Origin of the sequence: Psychrobacter sp. CLB018, assembly GCF_041222815.1 — a bacterium.
Lineage (GTDB): Bacteria > Pseudomonadota > Gammaproteobacteria > Pseudomonadales > Moraxellaceae > Psychrobacter > Psychrobacter faecalis.
Genome location: NZ_CP166085.1, coordinates 15754 through 32935, shown reverse-complemented (window position 1 = coordinate 32935; position 17182 = coordinate 15754). Strand labels below are relative to the sequence as shown.

Sequence of the window (17182 nt, the reverse complement as noted above, 5' to 3'; positions counted from 1 at the left end):
ATCTATAATGAGGGTTTTTATGTCATAAAATATAGCCAATTTGGATGGCGCAAAAGGATAAACATTGAGTAAGACAACTACCTCCACTGCTAAAAGCCGTGACCTCACCCAAGGGTCAATTGCCAAAACCATGCTGCTATTTGCCTTGCCAACCCTTGGCTCATCAGCCTTGCAGTCGTTGAACGGCTCGATTAATGCCGTCTGGGTAGGTCGATTTTTAGGGGAAGAGGCGCTGGCTGCGACGGCAAACGGCAACATCTTGATGTTTATCCTCATCTCCTTCGTTTTCGGTTTTGGTATGGCGGCGACTATTTTGATAGGTCAAGCTATGGGACGCCGTAATGATACGATGGTGAAAAGAACCATGGGCACGGCGCTGGGTAGTATTATTCCGATCAGTATATTGGTATCGGCAATCGGCTGGCTATTTGCTCCACTGCTGCTTAACCTGCTTGGGACACCAGCAAGTGCGGTAGAGCTTGCGCTGACCTATCTGCGGATGATTTTTGTAGCGATGCCTGTCACTTTAACTTTTACGCTGATCATGATGGCACTACGCGGAACGGGCGACTCTACCACGCCGCTTTGGTTTATCATTATTTCGGTCGTTATCGACCTGATTTTGACGCCGGTGCTGATTTTGGGTATCGGCCCCTTTCCTGAATGGGGTATCTTTGGCTCGGCTTTTGCAACTGCTGTCGCCAATGCTCTAGCGCTGATTGGTATGATTGTCACTATGTATTTGCGTGGTTCTGTGCTGACACTTAAGTTACCCGAGCTGCGTTTTTTACGCGCAGACCGAGATATCCTAAAGTCGATGTTTTCAAAGGGTCTGCCGATGGGGCTGCAGATGATTGTTATCTCATCAGCAGCGCTCACAATGCTGTCGCTCATTAACCGCGAGGGCGTACAGACAACGGCCGCTTATAGCGCGACGCAGCAGCTTTGGACCTATGTGCAGATGCCAGCGATGGCGCTCAGTGCAGCGGCCAGTGCCATGGTCGCACAAAATATCGGTGCCAATCAATGGAACCGTGTGGCGGGCATCACGCGCTGGGGGCTTATCTTTAACGTGATATTGACGGGCGCTATGATTGGGGTACTAAGCATTTTTGATGAGACTATTTTGGAGCTATTCCTTGGTAGTGACAGCGCCGCCGTGCCGATTGGGCGCCATATTCAGTTGATGGCGACATGGGGCTTTATCTTTTTTGGCATTGCGCAAGTATTCTTTGGCACCATGCGTGCCAACGGTTATGTGGTTTGGCCGCTTATCGTCATGGTGATTTCGATGTATCCTGTGCGCCTTGGCTTTGCGTTCGGGCTTTATCCACTCCTTGGAGCCGATGCGCTTTGGCTATCGTTTCCAGCTGGCATGGTAGCAACGGCGTTGATGGGCGCAGGATTATATCTATACGGCGGCTGGCGCAAAGGTAAAAACATGCCCGCCGAAGAAGCAGCGCAAAGGTCGGAGGAATTTCGCGCTCATACCGGCACCAGTGCCTCGTTTCGTGATATTTTACCGACCACAGTGTGGAAACTCTCGCCTTTACGCCGTATTACAAGGCTGCGTCGTCGACTACAAAAACGCCTGCAAAAACACCGTATGAGAAGAAAACATAAACGTTCCTCGCGCGGTTTATAGGTAGTCAATGCAATGGGTTTAAGTTCAACCGTTTTAAAATTAACTATTTTAAAATCACTAACCTTAAAATCAAGAACTTAATAAAAAATCCACCGCTGCTGCTGCATGAATTGCAGTGGTATCAAATACGGGAATGGGGCTGTCTGCTTGCTGAATCAGCAATCCAATTTCGGTACAGCCCAAAATGACGCCCTTTGCGCCTTTATCCGCTAAGCCTTCAATCACTTGCTGATAATACTGGCGTGAGCTATCAAGTAGCTGACCTTGACACAGCTCCTCATAAATAATGCGATGTACCTCTACCCGTGTGCCTGTCTCTGGTATTAACACTTGCAAGCCTGCATCTATCAAACGCTGTTTATAAAAATTCTCTGTCATGGTGAACTGTGTACCAAGTAGCGCAACTTTGGTTAGCCCTTGCTCCTTAATCGCCGCAGCGGTGACATCAGCAATATGAATAATCGGTAAGTTGGTAGCGGCTTGAACGTCATCGACGACTTTATGCATGGTATTAGTCGCGATAAGCAAACCTTGCGCGCCAGCCGCTTGCAGACGTTTGCCGCTATTGGCCAATACTTTACCCATTTCATCCCATGCGCCTTGTGCTTGCAGCGCCTCAATCGGTGCAAAGTCCACGCTATGAATCAGTAAATCTGCTGAATGCAAATTGCCAAGTCTAGCTTTGACACCCTCATTTATCAGTCGATAATAGCTTTCGGTACTCTCCCAACTCATGCCGCCGATGATGCCAAGCGTCCTTTGTTTACATGAGTTTTTGGATAAATGTTTTTCTACGTTCTGCGCTAAATTACTTGGATTGGCAGACATTTTTATCCTCATAGAGTTGTTTTGGATAGTGCTAAGTTTACTTCATCAACATGAATGGCGACAAATTATTAAAACTGAATGATAACAATATAATAAGGCGGACTTGATGATTGATAATAACCATTTTACCTCGCAGTCATCACGCGTTATCATAGTCGCCGCTAAGCATGAACAATGCTTTATCTCATCCTCTCTCATCGCAAAATATCACGTTTACAGCAGCAGTGAAACGTGGCTCTCATCAAGCAGGACAACAGAACATTATGGCAAACTTCCCGACCGTCAGAATACGCACGCGGCGCAAATACTATCGGCTGATTTTCACCTTTTTAATGGCGCTGATGATGTCGACGATTATCTCGACGGCCCTGCTACTGATCAATGTAGGATTTGTCGAAGGCTTTTTTATCACGCTGTTTAATTCGTGGAAATATGCCTTTATGGTCGCTTGGCCGAGCGCCTATATTTGCGCCTATTTAATCCAAGAGCACCTGCTGAGTAGGATTGAGTTTTATTAAAACATAAAAGTTAATAAATCATAAAATTTAGTAATTTATAAACTTTAGTACATTATGCCAGCGTAAAAACAGCTAAGATAGGCTAAAAACCGTTTTTAATCAGAGGCGACTATGAGCCACGCACGGCGTACTATTGAGCAGTTACTGCAGCAAGATATCCTCTCTCTTAAAAATGCCGAGGCAGCAGCAACGCATCTAGAAGTCTATCCGAGTAAACGCAGGTGGCTAGACTTTTTTGATAAGGCGCTGCTGATTATTGGCGCGGTAGCACTGGTCTTATCCCTAGTGTTTTTTATCGCTTATAACTGGCAAAACTTGGGCAAAATAGGCAAATTCGCTTTAGTTGAAGGAGCGCTGACGATCACTATTGCGCTTTATGTAGCACTGTCTTTTAGGCGACAATTTCAACTGATTCGGCAGTTATTATTACTTATCGCTAGTATTATTACCGGTAGCTTATTGGCGCTATTTGGGCAGGTCTATCAAACAGGCGCTGATACGTGGCAGCTTTTCTTTGCTTGGGCGATACTGATTACACCTTGGGTAGTTATCGCCCGTTTCCCTGCGCTCTGGCTGCTTTGGTTAGGGCTAATCAATGCATTTTTGCTACTCTATTTAGATGTCGCAAATCTACAATTTATTAAATATAGCCTGCAAAACGTCTCTCAAGTAGCCATCCTTGCACTATTTAATTTTATTGCCTTTTATAGTTGGCTGATTGGTTTCGATAATAAAACTTCCTCTTCTACTCCCTATCTGTTTCATCGCATTAACGTTAAAAAATCCACTGCTCAAATAAACAGCGCTCAAACCAATTCCAGCTTGCATTGGAGCACTTATGTCGTCGGTTTATTAAGCACGTTTTTTATGACGTATCTGGCGATTGTCACGGTCTTTGATAATGGCAATATCTGGGCGACGCTTATCGCTACCATAGTATGGTTAGGCTGGTGCGGCTTTATGCTTTGGCAGTTTTATCAGCGCCGTCTTGATTTACTGATGCTGACCTATTTGTCGTTTTCTATCATTATTGTGGTGATGTTTCGGGTCGGCAAATGGCTGTTAGATGATTTTGAGGGGGGTGGATTTCTACTATTAGCCTTGCTACTTGTTGGCATGAGCTCTGCGGCAGTTGTGTGGCTGCGCAAAGTTGCTTATATCAACAATGATGACACTATCTCTTCTATTATTAAGGGAGACAGTGATGAACAATGAGCTGAATAATATCAACCATAACAAGCAACAGCCCGAGATTTTGCTATTACAACAGCAGGGATTCATCGACGCACAAAACGTCAATGATAAGCTTTTAAATAATGCAGCTGCAGCGCCTAGCCCGTGGTTTATCAGTTTGCTTTTTGGTTTTAGTGGCGTATTTGCCAGTTTATTTTTTATCGGGTTTTTGACCTTAATTTTAGACAACACCGGCTTGCTTGATAGTACGCTAGCGCTATTTATTATTGGCGCGATATTAAGCGTTAGTGGCGGATTCTTATTTTATAACGCCCGCTTGCGCCATAGCGCTTTTTGGAACAGTTTAGCCTTTGCAGTTACTCTAGCAGGTCAAGGTTATATCGCCTATGCTTTACTAGCGAGTGAGATTACAGAGCCGCTCAGTATAGTACTATTGTTCCTTGTACAACTGTTGATGACGGTTGTCATTCCCAATTTTGTCTATCGTTTATTGAGCGCAACCTTGGCTTTAGTCTGCCTACTTTACCTGTTAAATTACTATCACTTATCCGAAGTCAGCTTAGGATTATTGGCTTTGATAACCAGCGTGACTCATTTACAGCGTTATACACTCGCTGTATTTATCCCGAGAAAATGGCGAATGAATGCGTTAGAAATCATGAGTGCTATGGGCTATGCGAGCGCCTATGTCTTGCTCAGCATTTCCGTCTATTTTATCGCTGCGGAATATGGCAATAGCTTTGATAGTGATGGAAAAGCCTTTAGCTATAACTACTACCTGGCCCAAGGGCTATTAACGCTTGCCAGTCTTTATGCTGCTTATCTCATTTTAAAGCGCTATCACAGCAAATTATTATCAACAGCAGGACTACTCATTAGCGCTGCGATTGTATTACTTGGGATCATGTCTATTTATGTCTCAGGCTTATTGGCCACCAGTTTGATTATTATCATTGCTACTGCTAATAGCCAACGCGTGCTATTAGGACTGGGCATTATTGCCTTGGTCGGTTATATCTTTTGGTATTACTATCAGCTCGATACTTCTTTATTGGTCAAGTCCGTTTCCCTGTTTGTTATTGGAATCGCGCTATTGTTGCTGCGCTGGCTGCTTATCAAAAGCTATTTTACGAAGATAAAACCAAGCGCTAACGACAATCAGGAGCGGCTGTCATGAATGATAAAATTTTGACCAAGCGCTTGCTTAAGGGCACATCAAAGACCCATTGGCTACGAAAACCGGCTGTCACGATTATTATTGCCCTTCTTGGATTGGCGCTGGTATTGGTGGTGATGACGAGGAATATTATTAAATACGAAAACCATCTCGCGACTGGCGATACGGTTTTATTAGCGCTTGCACCCGTTGATCCACGCGGCTTTATGCAGGGCGACTATATGACGCTTAGCTATGCGCTAGAGCGTGACGTATTTGCCGCCTTAAATAAAGACCCCGGTAGCTATCCTATTAACGAACAAGGCTATGTCATTGTCGCTTTAGACCAACATAATGTCGGACAGTTTAAGCGCTTAGCGGCTAATCAGCCTAGAAATCTAGCCTCTAATGAGATGGCGCTTCACTACCGTATCCGTAACGGCGTAATGCAGCTTGCGACCAATGCTTTTTTCTTCCAAGAAGGTCATGGCGAAGCATTTGAGGCAGCAGAATATGGGCTATTTCGGATTAATGATAAAGGGGAGCCGCTACTGACCAATTTAGTAGATGACGATTTTAAGGTTATTAGTCCAGAGCAGGCACATGCAGAACAAATAACCACAGAACAAACTGCTAATGATTAATGAAACCAACTAAATGCTGCTCACTTAACGCTGACTACTTTGCTTTACCAAAGTAATATTGCGACAAGCAAGCTGGGTTTGCTACTGTTGATGGCTACAAATTTATTCGCTCGTCAAAAACATTTGAAACAAACTTAAAATTAAAAAAAGGATTTATTATGCGTAGTGCAACCTATGATCATTTTGGCAAACCAACTGAAGTATTGAGCCTCGGCGACCGTCCTATCCCCGAGCCAAAAGCCAATGAGGTGCGCGTCAAAACCATTCTCGCCTCCATCCATAACCATGACCTACTTACCATTCGCGGTCAGTACGGCTTTAAACCTGAAATGCCGGCTATCGGTGGTAGCGAAGCCTTAGGCATTATCGATGCCGTTGGTAGTGAGGTTAAAGACTTAAAAGTCGGGCAACGCGTGGCAGCTGCCAGTGTGCAAGCAACGTGGGCAGAGTATTTTGTCGCATCAGCCGATATGGTGTTTCCTATCCCTGATAGTTTAGAAGATAAAATGGCCGCGCAGCTGATTGCCATGCCGCTGAGTGCGTTGATGCTATTAGAGTTCTTAGAAGTAGAAAGCGGTCAATGGGTTATTCATAACGCCGCCAACGGTGCCGTTGGTAAATCGCTTGCCATGCTAGCGGCGGCGCGCGGCGTCAAAACCATTAATCTGGTAAGAAGTGACGATGCCATAAAAGAGTTAGATACTCTCGGTATCAAAAACAATATCAACACCTCAGATGATGACTGGAAAGAGCAAGTCAAAGCGATCATCGGTGATGATAAAATCAGTGCGGCGGTCGATTCAGTCGGCGGTGAAAATAGCGGCGATTTGTTATCGTTACTCGGTCATGGTGGCACCTTCGCCGCCTTTGGCGCGATGTCGGGCAAACCTATGGTCATCAATCCTACCCATATGATTTTCAAGCAAGCGGTGATGAAAGGCTTTTGGGGCAGTAAGCTCAGTCAAGAGATGAGTGTGCAGAATAAACAGCGCCTAGTGAATGAACTGATCGATAGAGCGGTAGACGGACAATTAAAACTGCCTGTAGAAGCGGTATTTGATTTGGCCGATATCGTAAAAGCGGTCGATGGCAAATTGCAGTCAGGCAAAAAAGGTAAGGTATTGCTAAAGCCTTAAACTATCGTTAACTTGTAACTTAACTAACCTTCGTTTTATTGACCATGGCAGCGTTCTTTATTAAGAGCGCTGCCATTTTTTATGGCGACTTTTTATAACCTATCTCTTATAGCCTACCGCGCAATATCCTGATAAATAGCAACAACGTTCCTTTACCAAAGTCAGGTTGCGGCTTGCAAGACCCGCTTGTTAAGGTTGATGGGCAATTATCTACTGACGTCGCTTAAAAATTAAAACATTGAATTAAAATAATAAAGGAAATCATCATGCGTAGCGCTACTTATAACGAATTTGGCAAACCTTCAGAAGTACTGAGTATCACCGACAGCCCTACCCCAGAACCCAAAAACAACGAAGTCCGTATCAAGACCATCCTGTCCTCTATTCACAATCACGACATCGTGACCATAAAAGGCGAATACGGTCATAAACCTGATTTGCCTGCCACTGGTGGCTCTGAGGCGGTTGGTACGATTTATACGTTAGGTAAAGACGTCAAAGGTTTTAAACAAGGTCAGCGTGTCGTCGTGTCTGGCGTATCAGGAACTTGGGCGGAATATTTTATCGCGCCGGCAAAAAGCATTATCCCTATTCCAGATGCCATCGATGATGAAATGGCCGCCCAGTTAATTGCCATGCCGATGAGTGCACTGCTATTGATTGAATTTTTAAATATTAAGCCCGGTCAATGGCTTATCCAAAATGCCGCCAATGGTGCGGTCGGTGAATCGATGGCGATGCTAGCGCCTGAGCGTCATATCAATACGATTAACTTGGTACGCAGTAAAGAGTCAGAACAAGAGCTTATCGAGCTTGGTATCACTGAAAATAACATCGTGACCGATGATGACGACTGGAAAGAGCAAGTACAAAAAATCGTTGGTGACGCCAAAATAAGCGGCGCGGTCGATGCGGTCGGCGGCAAATCAGGCGGTGAGCTGCTGTCACTACTCGGTAAGCATGGCGCAATGGCATCATTGGGGTCGGTGTCTGGCGAACCGCTGATGCTAAACCCGAGCAATCTGATTTTCAATTTGACTAAAGTTAAAGGTTTTTGGGCAAGCGATTTGATGCAAGAAATCAGCGCCGATGATAAGCAGCGTTTAATTAAAGAGCTGATTGAGCGTGCCTCAAGCGGTATCCTAAAACTCCCTACTGGCGGCATCTATGATTTAGACGATATTCAAAAAGCGGTTTCAGAAGACGTCCAGTCAGAGAAAAAAGGTAAGATATTGATTAAGCCTTAAGCTGCTTTTGCAAAGAGCATTTACTATAAAAGCAATAAAAAAGGATTCAGACAATGTCGAATAACAAAACCTTTAAAGCCTTAGTGGTTCACGAGACTAGCAACGGTGAATTTAAAAAAAGCATTGAGCAGCGCAGTGTCAGCGACTTGCCTGACAATGATTTATTAATCGAAGTCCATTATTCATCATTAAACTTCAAAGATGCTATGTCAGCATCCGGCAACAAAAGAATCACCAAACACTACCCGCACACACCCGGTATTGATGCCGCTGGTGTGGTGGTCAGTGATAAGTCTGGAACCTTTACGGAGGGTCAAGAAGTCGTAGTCTTTGGCTATGATTTGGGCATGGATACCGATGGCGGTCTCGCTCAGATGATATCTATCCCTGCCGATTGGGCGGTCGAATGTCCGTCTTCGCTCACGCTAAAAGAAGCCATGATCTATGGTACGGGCGGTTTAACCGCAGCGTTAAGTGTGCAAAAGCTTGAGAAAATGGGCGCAAAACCGGAAGACGGTCCAGTCGCGGTGACGGGTGCAACGGGCGGCGTCGGTAGTATCAGCATCGCTATATTAAGTCAGCTTGGCTATGAGGTCATCGCCTTCTCTGGAAAGCCTGAGCAAAGCGACTATCTAAAAGCGCTTGGCGCAAGCGAAGTCCGTCATCGCGATAGCATCAATGAGATCGGCGATAAACCTGTCGGTCGCGAGCTATGGGCAAATGCTATTGACACCATCGGCGGCGACTATCTGGCAAACCTACTAAAGCAAACCAAAGCGGGCGGCGCAGTGACCTCTTGCGGCTTGGCGAGCGGCGCTGAATTTACGATGACGGTATTGCCGTTTATCACTCGCGCGGTGTCCCTACTCGGTATCGATTCGGTCTATATTCCCCTAGCTGATAAAAAAGCCATTTGGCAGCGCGTCAGTACTGATATGAAGTTGCCTAATTTAGAGAATTATTGCGAAGAGATTACGCTTGAGCAAACGCCGGAATACTTAGATCGCTTTATGGCTAGTCAGACGGTTGGGCGTTATGTGGTGAATGTGCGGGGTTAAAGCTTAGATTGTTAACAGCTAAATTTTATAAGCAGTGGCGGTGTTCTTCACTTTGGAGAGCACCGCTATTTTTTTAAATCTTATAATAGAATTTTATAAACTCCAAAAATTGCGATTTAATGCAAGAACCATAAAAACACTTATCAACTATAGTAAACTCTATTAGCTTAATAAGAAAATAAGGAAGCCATAGTGTTTGAAATAGGAAAAATCTATAACCGTCGTTCTGATATACACAGTATATATAAAGGGCAACAATATGGTGGCATAGCAACGCCAGCCGAGCATCCATATATATTTATTTTTACCGGCGATGCTGGCGGCGAATATGGCTATATTGATGATTTTGACCCTAACGGCACCTTTAAATATACGGGTGAAGGCCAAGAAGGCGACATGAGAATGACCAAAGGTAATTTGGCAATTCATGACCATCAAAAAAACAATAAAGAAATTCTACTTTTCGAATCAACATCACGAGGCTTTGTACGGTTTTTAGGGTATTGTAATTACGTTTTTCATCATATTGCAGAACGACCAGATAGAAATGGCGAGCTTCGTGACGCTATCGTTTTTCATCTAGATATAGTTAATACTAAAAATACTGATATAGCTCAAACTCTGTCCCCTAAAGTAGTTGAAGCCCCTAAAGCCGTTTATATCACTAAGCCTAGTAAAGGTAAGTCATTACAGCAATTACGAGAGATTGCCTTAAGTTCAACACCAACCCACGCAAGCACTAAAGAAAAAATTCAATCTATTCAAAACCGTAGTACAGCCATTAAGCTATATGCCAAAAAAAGAGCTAATGGTATATGCGAGGGATGTAATGAGACAGCTCCATTTGAAACTAAATCTGGACCTTATCTCGAAATCCATCATCTAACTAGGTTGGCAGATGGTGGTGCGGACTTACCTCAAAACATTATTGCGTTATGTCCTACCTGTCATCGAAAAGCTCACTACTCTTTAGACTGTTTAGAATTTAATAATCAGTTAATAAACAAAGTTGCTGCTATCGAAGCAAAACTTATCGAGTAAAACTTTTATGTTTAAAACAAAAAACACCCAACCAAGTTGAGTGTTTTAACTAAAGAGAAGTGCCGCTAAATCAAATTATTTTTTCTTCTTTTTCTCAGCACGTTTTTTCTCAATCAGGGTTTGAGCAGTAGTATTTTCTTCCCACCAATCGCCCATATCTTGCCAGTAGAGATAAGCCTGCTCTTTACCACCAATTTCGATACCATAACTATTGATACCCATACCGCGTGGTCTAGGATGACGCTTTTTAAGAATTTCATGCGCCACTTCAGGCAAGTTATCTTTTGCGATATCCCACTCTTTTTCAGCCTTATCTAATTTATCTTGATAACAGTAAGCCAGCACCTTACCGAAAGCGATATTTGCAAGCATATCCTCTGGATAGTTGCCGCAAATTCGAATTATTTTCTGATACTCTTCGGTAAACATGTACCATTCTATCAGCGCTTCACGCATACCTAGGTTATCATTAGGGCAAACTTGTAGCAGCCTTTCTCCCTGCTCGCAGGCTTCATCAAAGCTCATATTGTCAGCATAGACATTTGCCAGCTGAAACAGCGCTCGCAAAAAGGGACGGTTCTCCATGATGCCCCATGGCAGCTTACTTTTTTGCCAATTAAAGTTTTTGGGGAAATACTCTAAGTATAGGCGCATACATTCGCGGCTACTCAATAGTGCTAAAAAGCTGTCGTCATGCTGCTCACACAAAAATGCTAAGTTAAAGTAAGCATCAGGGTCATTCATATTCTCTAATACTAAAAACTGAGCAATATCACGAGCCACTTCATAACCTTCTTTCTCCAGCGTCATCTGTATCACTTGGAATGAGGTTGGCGGCTGCTCATCAAAGTCTTGCACAATTTCATGCTGAAATTTGGTCATGACTTCATTCATAATATCGTTGATATCACGACCTCTTTTTACCTCGGCATCTACAAAGGCTTTTATTTTAAGATTAAGCGCTCTACCAGCGCCAAGCGCATTTGATCTATTGTCAGCCAACTTATCGCTAACGTCATCTTCAAACATCCACTCGTTTTGTCCCACATGAACCAGTTTCATAGTCCATCACTCCTTTGCGTTGATATTACAATCATAGCGTATGAATAATTATTCCCACTCAATCGTCGCCGGCGGCTTACTCGACACATCATAAGTCACGCGAGATACTTCCGCGATTTCATTCATGATGCGGTTCGATACCGTCTCAATCAAATCATACGGCAGATGCGCAAAGCGAGCCGTCATAAAGTCTACGGTCTCAACGGCACGTAGCGCGATCACCCACGCATAGCGGCGACCATCACCGACCACGCCGACTGATTTAATCGGTTGGAATACCGCAAATGCTTGCGCAGTCTTGTCATACCAGCCTGAGCGCTCCAGCTCTTGCATAAAGATGGCATCGGCAAGGCGCAGGATATCGGCATATTCCTTTTTGACTTCGCCAAGGATACGCACGCCCAAACCCGGACCTGGGAACGGATGACGGTAGATCATTTTCTCTGGTAGGCCAAGGGTGATACCAAGTTTACGCACTTCATCTTTAAACAAATCGCGTAATGGCTCGACCAACTCAAACGCCAAATCGTCTGGCAGACCGCCAACGTTATGATGGCTCTTAATGACATGCGCTTTGCCTTGATGCGATTTTGCTGATTCGATAACGTCAGGGTAAATCGTCCCTTGTGCCAAAAATTCAATGACTTTGCCATCGCTTTGCGCGCTGATTTCACGGGCGCTATTGGCGAACACATCGATAAAGGTTTTGCCGATGATTTTACGTTTGGCTTCGGGATCAGACTCGCCTGCTAAGGCGTTTAAGAATAAATCTTCGGCATCGACACGGATGACTTTGACACCCATGTTTTCAGCGAACACTTGCATCACCTGATCGCCTTCGTGCAAACGCAAGAGACCATTATCAACGAACACACAGGTCAGCTGATCGCCAATGGCTTTATGCAATAGCGCGGCAACCACTGAGCTATCGACACCGCCGGATAAACCGAGCAATACTTGTTTGTCACCGATTTGCTCTTTGAGCTGTGCCACGCGCATATCGATAATATTGTCAGGCGTCCAATCGCCGGCGCAGTCGCAAACCTGATGGACAAAACGACCCAATAACGCTTGACCTTGTAAAGTATGCGTCACTTCAGGGTGGAACTGTAGACCATAGTACTGCTTGTCGTCATTGGCCATAATGGCAATCGGACAGCTCGGCGTACTGGCGATAATATCAAAGCCTTGCGGCGCTTCGATCACTTTATCACCATGACTCATCCAAACGTTTAGCGTGGTCGCGTTGTCTTCACTGACGTGGTCTTCGATACCTTCGGTTAATTTTGAATGACCATCGACATTGATGGTCGCGGCACCAAATTCATGGATATCGCTGGCATGAACTTTACCGCCGAAACGATCCGCCATTGCCTGCATACCGTAGCAAATGCCCAATACTGGCACACCAAGCTCAAACACGGCGTCATTGATACGCGGGCTATTTTCCGCATGCACGCTCTCAGGGCCGCCCGATAGGATGACACCTTTTGCGCCAAAGTCCGTGATGCGCTGGGTGTCGATATCATAAGGGAACATCTCACAAAAAACGCCAGAGTCGCGTACACGGCGAGCAATCAGTTGGCTATATTGCGAGCCAAAATCAAGAATAAGAATACGATCTTCTTTGATAGTAGGGATAGCAGCGGCAGTGGTCATAAATCGATGTCCATCAAGAAAAAATTAGTGCCCTATTTTAACAAGTTTGCGCCTATTAATGGCTATTAGATGGTGAATTATTGACGATTTTTGCGAGATATTACGCCTTGATAAGAATAATACGCCAACGCGAACCCCAATAATGCCGCTACTAAATAAAAGTCATAAATTTTTATTATACAAAAGACGAGTCTATATGAAATATTTGTTTATATTGTGCTATGCTCAAACGATAAATATGTTTGCTTTAGGATTGGTGATTGGCATAAGCGCTTAATATCGTATGATTTTTACGATAACCCTGAGCCTAATCATTCATCTATGCTGAGTAGAAAAACTGAGTCAGCTTCAACCGAATCCTTTAGTATAAAAACTGTGATAACGAATCGACAGGTATGTCCCTATGAGCATAATCAAATCTCTTATTCGTAAAACCACCAACTTTCCTGCTACCAAAAACACTGATAATAATTTAGAACCTATCCAAAAAAATAATACGGCTACTAATTCGACTGCCAATACGCCTATTGAGCAGACGCGCTGGAACGGTTGGGGCAATGTCAGTATCAATAAAACTGTCTCGCCGCATGGTGCAAAATTAATAAAATCACATATCGGTAAAACCAAAAAACTGTCCTCTGTGAGCTTACAACAGGTACTCAAAACCGTACCAAAATCACGCCTGCCTGCTGCGCTCACCGACCTTAATATCGTCTCAACTGATAAAGAAGTGAGGCTCAGACATGCGCGCGGTCAAAGCTTCCCTGATTGGATAGCGATGCATGGCGGCGACTTTGAAGTATTTCCTGATGGAGTCGCTTTTCCTGAATCGACCGCTGATGTCGAGACTTTATTAACGCTCGCCAATGAGCATGACTTAATTGTCATTCCTTTTGGTGGCGGCACCTCAGTCGTTGGACATATCAACCCACAAAAGGGTTCACGTCCAGTCCTTACCATCGCCATGAGCAAGATGGATCAGCTGCTTGACTTAGATTTTGAGAGCCAAATCGCAACCTTTGGCGCGGGCACACAAGGGCCAGCTGTCGAAGCGCAATTGGACGCGCACGGTTACCGCCTAGGACATTATCCGCAGTCTTGGGAGCTATCAACGCTTGGTGGTTGGATTGCCGCGCGCTCTAGCGGTCAGCAGTCATTGGGCTACGGACGCATCGAGCAGCTATTTGCCGGTGGTACATTAGTCACTCCGCAAGGTGTGCTCAATATCGCCGATATTCCAGCGTCATCAGCAGGACCTGATTTGCGTGAGATGATGATGGGCACTGAGGGTCGTGCTGGTATTTTTACGACAGTCAAAATGCGTGTACAACCGCAGCCTGAGGAAGAACTGTTTAAAGTGGCTTTCCTGCCTAATTGGGAAGCAGGTAAAGAAGTGCTTAGACAAGCGGTGCAAAAAAATGTTCGCTTATCTATGTTACGTCTCAGTAATGCCGTCGAAACTGATGCGCATCTGCATTTAGGCACGTCACCGAGTCAATTTTTAGCCATTAGCACCTATCTAAAAGCCCGTGGACTAAGCTCAGATAAGGTTATGCTCACTTACGGCGTATCAGGCGATAAAGCGCAGAATAAATTGGCGCTGACACAGTTTAATAAGCTGTTAAAGCAGCACGGTAGTGTCACGGGTAAAATCACTGATATCATGGGCAGTGTTTGGACGCATGGGCGCTTTAAATTCCCTTATTTGCGTGGCACTTTATGGGACAAAGGCATCATGGTCGATACCTTTGAGACCGCGACCAATTGGAATAATATCGACGAGCAGATGCAGCAGATGCAAGAAGCGGTGCAAAACGCCTTGGCAGATGAAAATGAGGCGGTTATGGCCTTTACTCATATCTCACACGTCTATAAGCAAGGTGCGAGCCTTTATACCACCTACTTTTTTCGCGCGGCAAAAGACCATGCGACTACCTTAAGCCGCTGGCAAAAAATCAAACATGCTGCCAGTGTTAGCCTTGCTAATGGTAAAGCGACCATCTCGCATCAACACGGCGTTGGCCGTGATCATGCGCCATACCTTGCCGCCGAAAAAGGCAAGCTTGGCATGCAAGTAACCCATGATATGCTCAAAAGCTTAGACCCTGAACAGCGTATGAACCCGGGTGTATTGCTTGAGAAGTAATAAACAAATTAAGAAGAGTGAGATATGACTCAAACCAAGCAACGGCAACAAGCATTAGCGCCTTTATCTTGTGGCTCGTCTCAAGCAGAACCTTGGGATATGCTGATTATCGGTGGCGGTATCACCGGTGCTGGGATTGCGCGCGAAGCGGCACGGCGCGACCTTAAAGTTTTACTTATTGAGCAAAAAGACTTTGCTTGGGGTACATCAAGCCGCTCGAGTAAAATGGTACATGGTGGGTTACGTTACATTGCCTCGGGTGATTATAAAACCACCTTGCTTAGCGTGCGCGAGCGTGAGCGTATGCTCAGTGAAGCAAGCGGCCTAGTCAATGAAATGCACTACATCATGCCGCATTATAAAGGCAAGTTTCCGCCGCCATGGATATTTAATACTTTATTACGCGTTTACGATGGACTGGCGGGCAAGCGCTACTCTAAGTACTTTAAAAAAGATGCTTTTCTTAGCCTGAACCCAAATATCAAACAAGACAAGTTTTTAGGTGCCAGTCAATTTAGCGATGCGGTGACCGATGACTCGCGGCTGGTGATGCGCGTCCTTGCTGAGGCGATTCACGACGGTGCGCAGGCGATTAATTACCTAAAAGCCGAAACGTTGATTACCAATGAACAAGGCTTGGTAGTAGGCGCAACGCTCAAAGACACTTCTTCTGAGGACAATGCTCAAAATAATGTTCAAAGCAATGCTGAAAGTTACAATGTTTACGCCAAAGTGGTGGTCAGCGCGACTGGTGCTTGGGCGGATACTTTACGGATGCAAGCCAGTAAGCAAACCGAACAAAGCTTCCATAAGCAAATCCGTCCGTCACGCGGCAGTCATTTGGTCGTGAGCAAAGAGCGTTTGCCGATCGAGCAAGCCTATACCTTTTTGCATCCTGTCGATAAAAGAGCGGTATTTGTCTTTCCGTGGGAAAATCGTACGGTACTTGGCACCACTGATTTGGATCATCCACCTTTGGACGATAGCGAGGTCGGCATCACGAATGAAGAGGTCGATTATCTATTAACGGCGACTAACGAACTGTTTAATGATGTCAAGCTTAACCGAAAAGATGTCATCAGTACGTGGGCAGGTGTGCGTCCGCTGATATCAGAAGGCGGCGATGGCAAACGCGTCAGCCCCAGTAAAGAAAAGCGCGACCACAGCGTGTGGCTCGACAATAACCTCGTCACCGTTAGCGGCGGCAAGCTAACAACCTTTCGCCTTATTGCTTTAGATGTCCTTGAAAAGTGTCAAGAAGTGCTCACCCTTGATAAGTCTGTCATTCAAAAGCAAACCTTAAATGATGATCACGTTTTTAGCAATACCGCGCCAACCAATCCTAAATTTTTTACTTTACCAAAAGCTCTACAACAACGCTTACAAGGGTTTTACGGTCGCCAGCTTGATACTTTACTTGAGCTTGCGCATGAAGATGATTTGGCTTATGTCACCGACAGCAATACCATTTGGGCAGAGATCCGTTTTGCCGCGCGCCATGAGCAAGTCATGCATTTAGATGATTTATTACTGCGGCGTACGCGCTTGGGTTTAATCCTACCGAATGGGGCAATGACGCCGTTAATTAGCGCTAGACTGAAGCAGATATGTCAGCAAGAGCTCGGCTGGAATGAGCAAAAATGGCAGCAAGAAGCCCAGCGCTATCAAAATTTATGGCAACGCTATTATCATTTGCCTGCGGCTTAGCGCTTTTCTATTATATTAATAGCCATTGCTACTGGTATAACTTTTTCTTGCTCGCTGTGCCTGCGTAGACAGAGGCTGCGGAAAATTTACATCAGTAGCAAGCGATAATCATAGTGTGTTTTTATTTTGCGCTACCTATCT

At 44.9% G+C, this 17182-nt stretch carries 14 protein-coding genes; 11 read left to right on the top strand and 3 right to left on the bottom strand.

The window, feature by feature from the left end; all coding sequences use genetic code 11:
* Positions 1-64: 64 nt before the first annotated feature.
* Entirely contained in the window at positions 65-1645 is a 1581-nt protein-coding gene (locus AB8P72_RS00125; protein WP_068405715.1) for an MATE family efflux transporter, read from the top strand.
* Positions 1646-1714: 69 nt separating this feature from the next.
* On the opposite strand, the gene AB8P72_RS00120 is transcribed toward AB8P72_RS00125, so the two are convergent.
* On the bottom strand, positions 1715-2380 hold the full coding sequence (locus AB8P72_RS00120; protein ID WP_068405765.1) for an aspartate/glutamate racemase family protein: 666 nt from the start codon (positions 2378-2380) through the stop codon (positions 1715-1717).
* 260 nt (positions 2381-2640) lie between these two features.
* On the opposite strand from AB8P72_RS00120, the gene AB8P72_RS00115 reads away from it, so the two are divergent.
* The 8 genes from AB8P72_RS00115 to AB8P72_RS00080 all read left to right on the top strand — a co-directional run bounded on the left by AB8P72_RS00115 (position 2641) and on the right by AB8P72_RS00080 (position 10467).
* Positions 2641-2991 (top strand): DUF2798 domain-containing protein, encoded by a 351-nt coding sequence (locus tag AB8P72_RS00115; RefSeq protein ID WP_305935961.1) that lies wholly within the window; start codon positions 2641-2643, stop codon positions 2989-2991.
* 111 nt (positions 2992-3102) lie between these two features.
* A complete protein-coding gene (locus AB8P72_RS00110) occupies positions 3103-4206 on the top strand; it encodes a DUF2157 domain-containing protein (protein ID WP_068405718.1) in 1104 nt (367 codons plus the stop codon).
* Positions 4196-5362: a DUF4401 domain-containing protein gene (locus tag AB8P72_RS00105; RefSeq protein ID WP_289051024.1), complete on the top strand. Its 1167-nt coding sequence runs from the start codon at positions 4196-4198 to the stop codon at positions 5360-5362. Before AB8P72_RS00110 ends, AB8P72_RS00105 begins: the two co-directional genes overlap by 11 nt.
* Complete coding sequence (locus AB8P72_RS00100; RefSeq protein ID WP_082894313.1) at positions 5359-5985, top strand: GDYXXLXY domain-containing protein; 627 nt, start codon at positions 5359-5361, stop codon at positions 5983-5985. The genes AB8P72_RS00105 and AB8P72_RS00100 overlap by 4 nt, the downstream gene beginning before the upstream one ends.
* A gap of 158 nt (positions 5986-6143) precedes the next feature.
* Positions 6144-7121: a zinc-binding dehydrogenase gene (locus tag AB8P72_RS00095; RefSeq protein WP_068405725.1), complete on the top strand. Its 978-nt coding sequence runs from the start codon at positions 6144-6146 to the stop codon at positions 7119-7121.
* A gap of 266 nt (positions 7122-7387) precedes the next feature.
* On the top strand, positions 7388-8368 hold the full coding sequence (locus AB8P72_RS00090; RefSeq protein ID WP_369957871.1) for a zinc-binding dehydrogenase: 981 nt from the start codon (positions 7388-7390) through the stop codon (positions 8366-8368).
* Positions 8369-8421: 53 nt separating this feature from the next.
* A complete protein-coding gene (locus AB8P72_RS00085; protein WP_068405731.1) occupies positions 8422-9426 on the top strand; it encodes a YhdH/YhfP family quinone oxidoreductase in 1005 nt (334 codons plus the stop codon).
* Between the two features lie 192 nt (positions 9427-9618).
* A complete protein-coding gene (locus AB8P72_RS00080; RefSeq protein WP_068405734.1) occupies positions 9619-10467 on the top strand; it encodes an HNH endonuclease signature motif containing protein in 849 nt (282 codons plus the stop codon).
* A 75-nt stretch (positions 10468-10542) separates the two neighbouring features.
* Here the strand turns inward: AB8P72_RS00080 and AB8P72_RS00075 are convergent, their stop codons facing one another.
* Positions 10543-11529 carry a lipopolysaccharide assembly protein LapB gene (locus AB8P72_RS00075; protein WP_068405737.1) on the bottom strand — a complete coding sequence of 329 codons (987 nt, stop codon included), beginning with the start codon at positions 11527-11529 and terminating at the stop codon, positions 10543-10545.
* Between the two features lie 48 nt (positions 11530-11577).
* Positions 11578-13188, bottom strand: coding sequence for a glutamine-hydrolyzing GMP synthase (guaA, locus tag AB8P72_RS00070; protein ID WP_068405740.1), 1611 nt, complete (start codon positions 13186-13188; stop codon positions 11578-11580).
* A gap of 403 nt (positions 13189-13591) precedes the next feature.
* Between guaA and AB8P72_RS00065 the strand changes: the two genes are divergently transcribed.
* Entirely contained in the window at positions 13592-15334 is a 1743-nt protein-coding gene (locus AB8P72_RS00065) for an FAD-binding oxidoreductase (protein ID WP_068405743.1), read from the top strand.
* Between the two features lie 24 nt (positions 15335-15358).
* Positions 15359-17041 (top strand): glycerol-3-phosphate dehydrogenase/oxidase, encoded by a 1683-nt coding sequence (locus AB8P72_RS00060; RefSeq protein WP_289051012.1) that lies wholly within the window; start codon positions 15359-15361, stop codon positions 17039-17041.
* Positions 17042-17182: the final 141 nt, after the last annotated feature.

Excerpts from the sequence above, each read along its gene's own strand:
- AB8P72_RS00115 (WP_305935961.1), top strand. The coding sequence starts at position 2,641 with ATGAACAATGCTTTATCTCATCCTCTCTCATCGCAAAATATCACGTTT.
- AB8P72_RS00095 (WP_068405725.1), top strand. The coding sequence starts at position 6,144 with ATGCGTAGTGCAACCTATGATCATTTTGGCAAACCAACTGAAGTATTG.
- AB8P72_RS00060 (WP_289051012.1), top strand. The coding sequence starts at position 15,359 with ATGACTCAAACCAAGCAACGGCAACAAGCATTAGCGCCTTTATCTTGT.
- AB8P72_RS00105 (WP_289051024.1), top strand. The coding sequence starts at position 4,196 with ATGAACAATGAGCTGAATAATATCAACCATAACAAGCAACAGCCCGAG.
- AB8P72_RS00100 (WP_082894313.1), top strand. The coding sequence starts at position 5,359 with ATGAATGATAAAATTTTGACCAAGCGCTTGCTTAAGGGCACATCAAAG.
- guaA (WP_068405740.1), bottom strand. The coding sequence starts at position 13,188 with ATGACCACTGCCGCTGCTATCCCTACTATCAAAGAAGATCGTATTCTT.
- AB8P72_RS00075 (WP_068405737.1), bottom strand. The coding sequence starts at position 11,529 with ATGAAACTGGTTCATGTGGGACAAAACGAGTGGATGTTTGAAGATGAC.
- AB8P72_RS00110 (WP_068405718.1), top strand. The coding sequence starts at position 3,103 with ATGAGCCACGCACGGCGTACTATTGAGCAGTTACTGCAGCAAGATATC.
- AB8P72_RS00090 (WP_369957871.1), top strand. The coding sequence starts at position 7,388 with ATGCGTAGCGCTACTTATAACGAATTTGGCAAACCTTCAGAAGTACTG.
- AB8P72_RS00120 (WP_068405765.1), bottom strand. The coding sequence starts at position 2,380 with ATGAGTTGGGAGAGTACCGAAAGCTATTATCGACTGATAAATGAGGGT.
- AB8P72_RS00065 (WP_068405743.1), top strand. The coding sequence starts at position 13,592 with ATGAGCATAATCAAATCTCTTATTCGTAAAACCACCAACTTTCCTGCT.
- AB8P72_RS00085 (WP_068405731.1), top strand. The coding sequence starts at position 8,422 with ATGTCGAATAACAAAACCTTTAAAGCCTTAGTGGTTCACGAGACTAGC.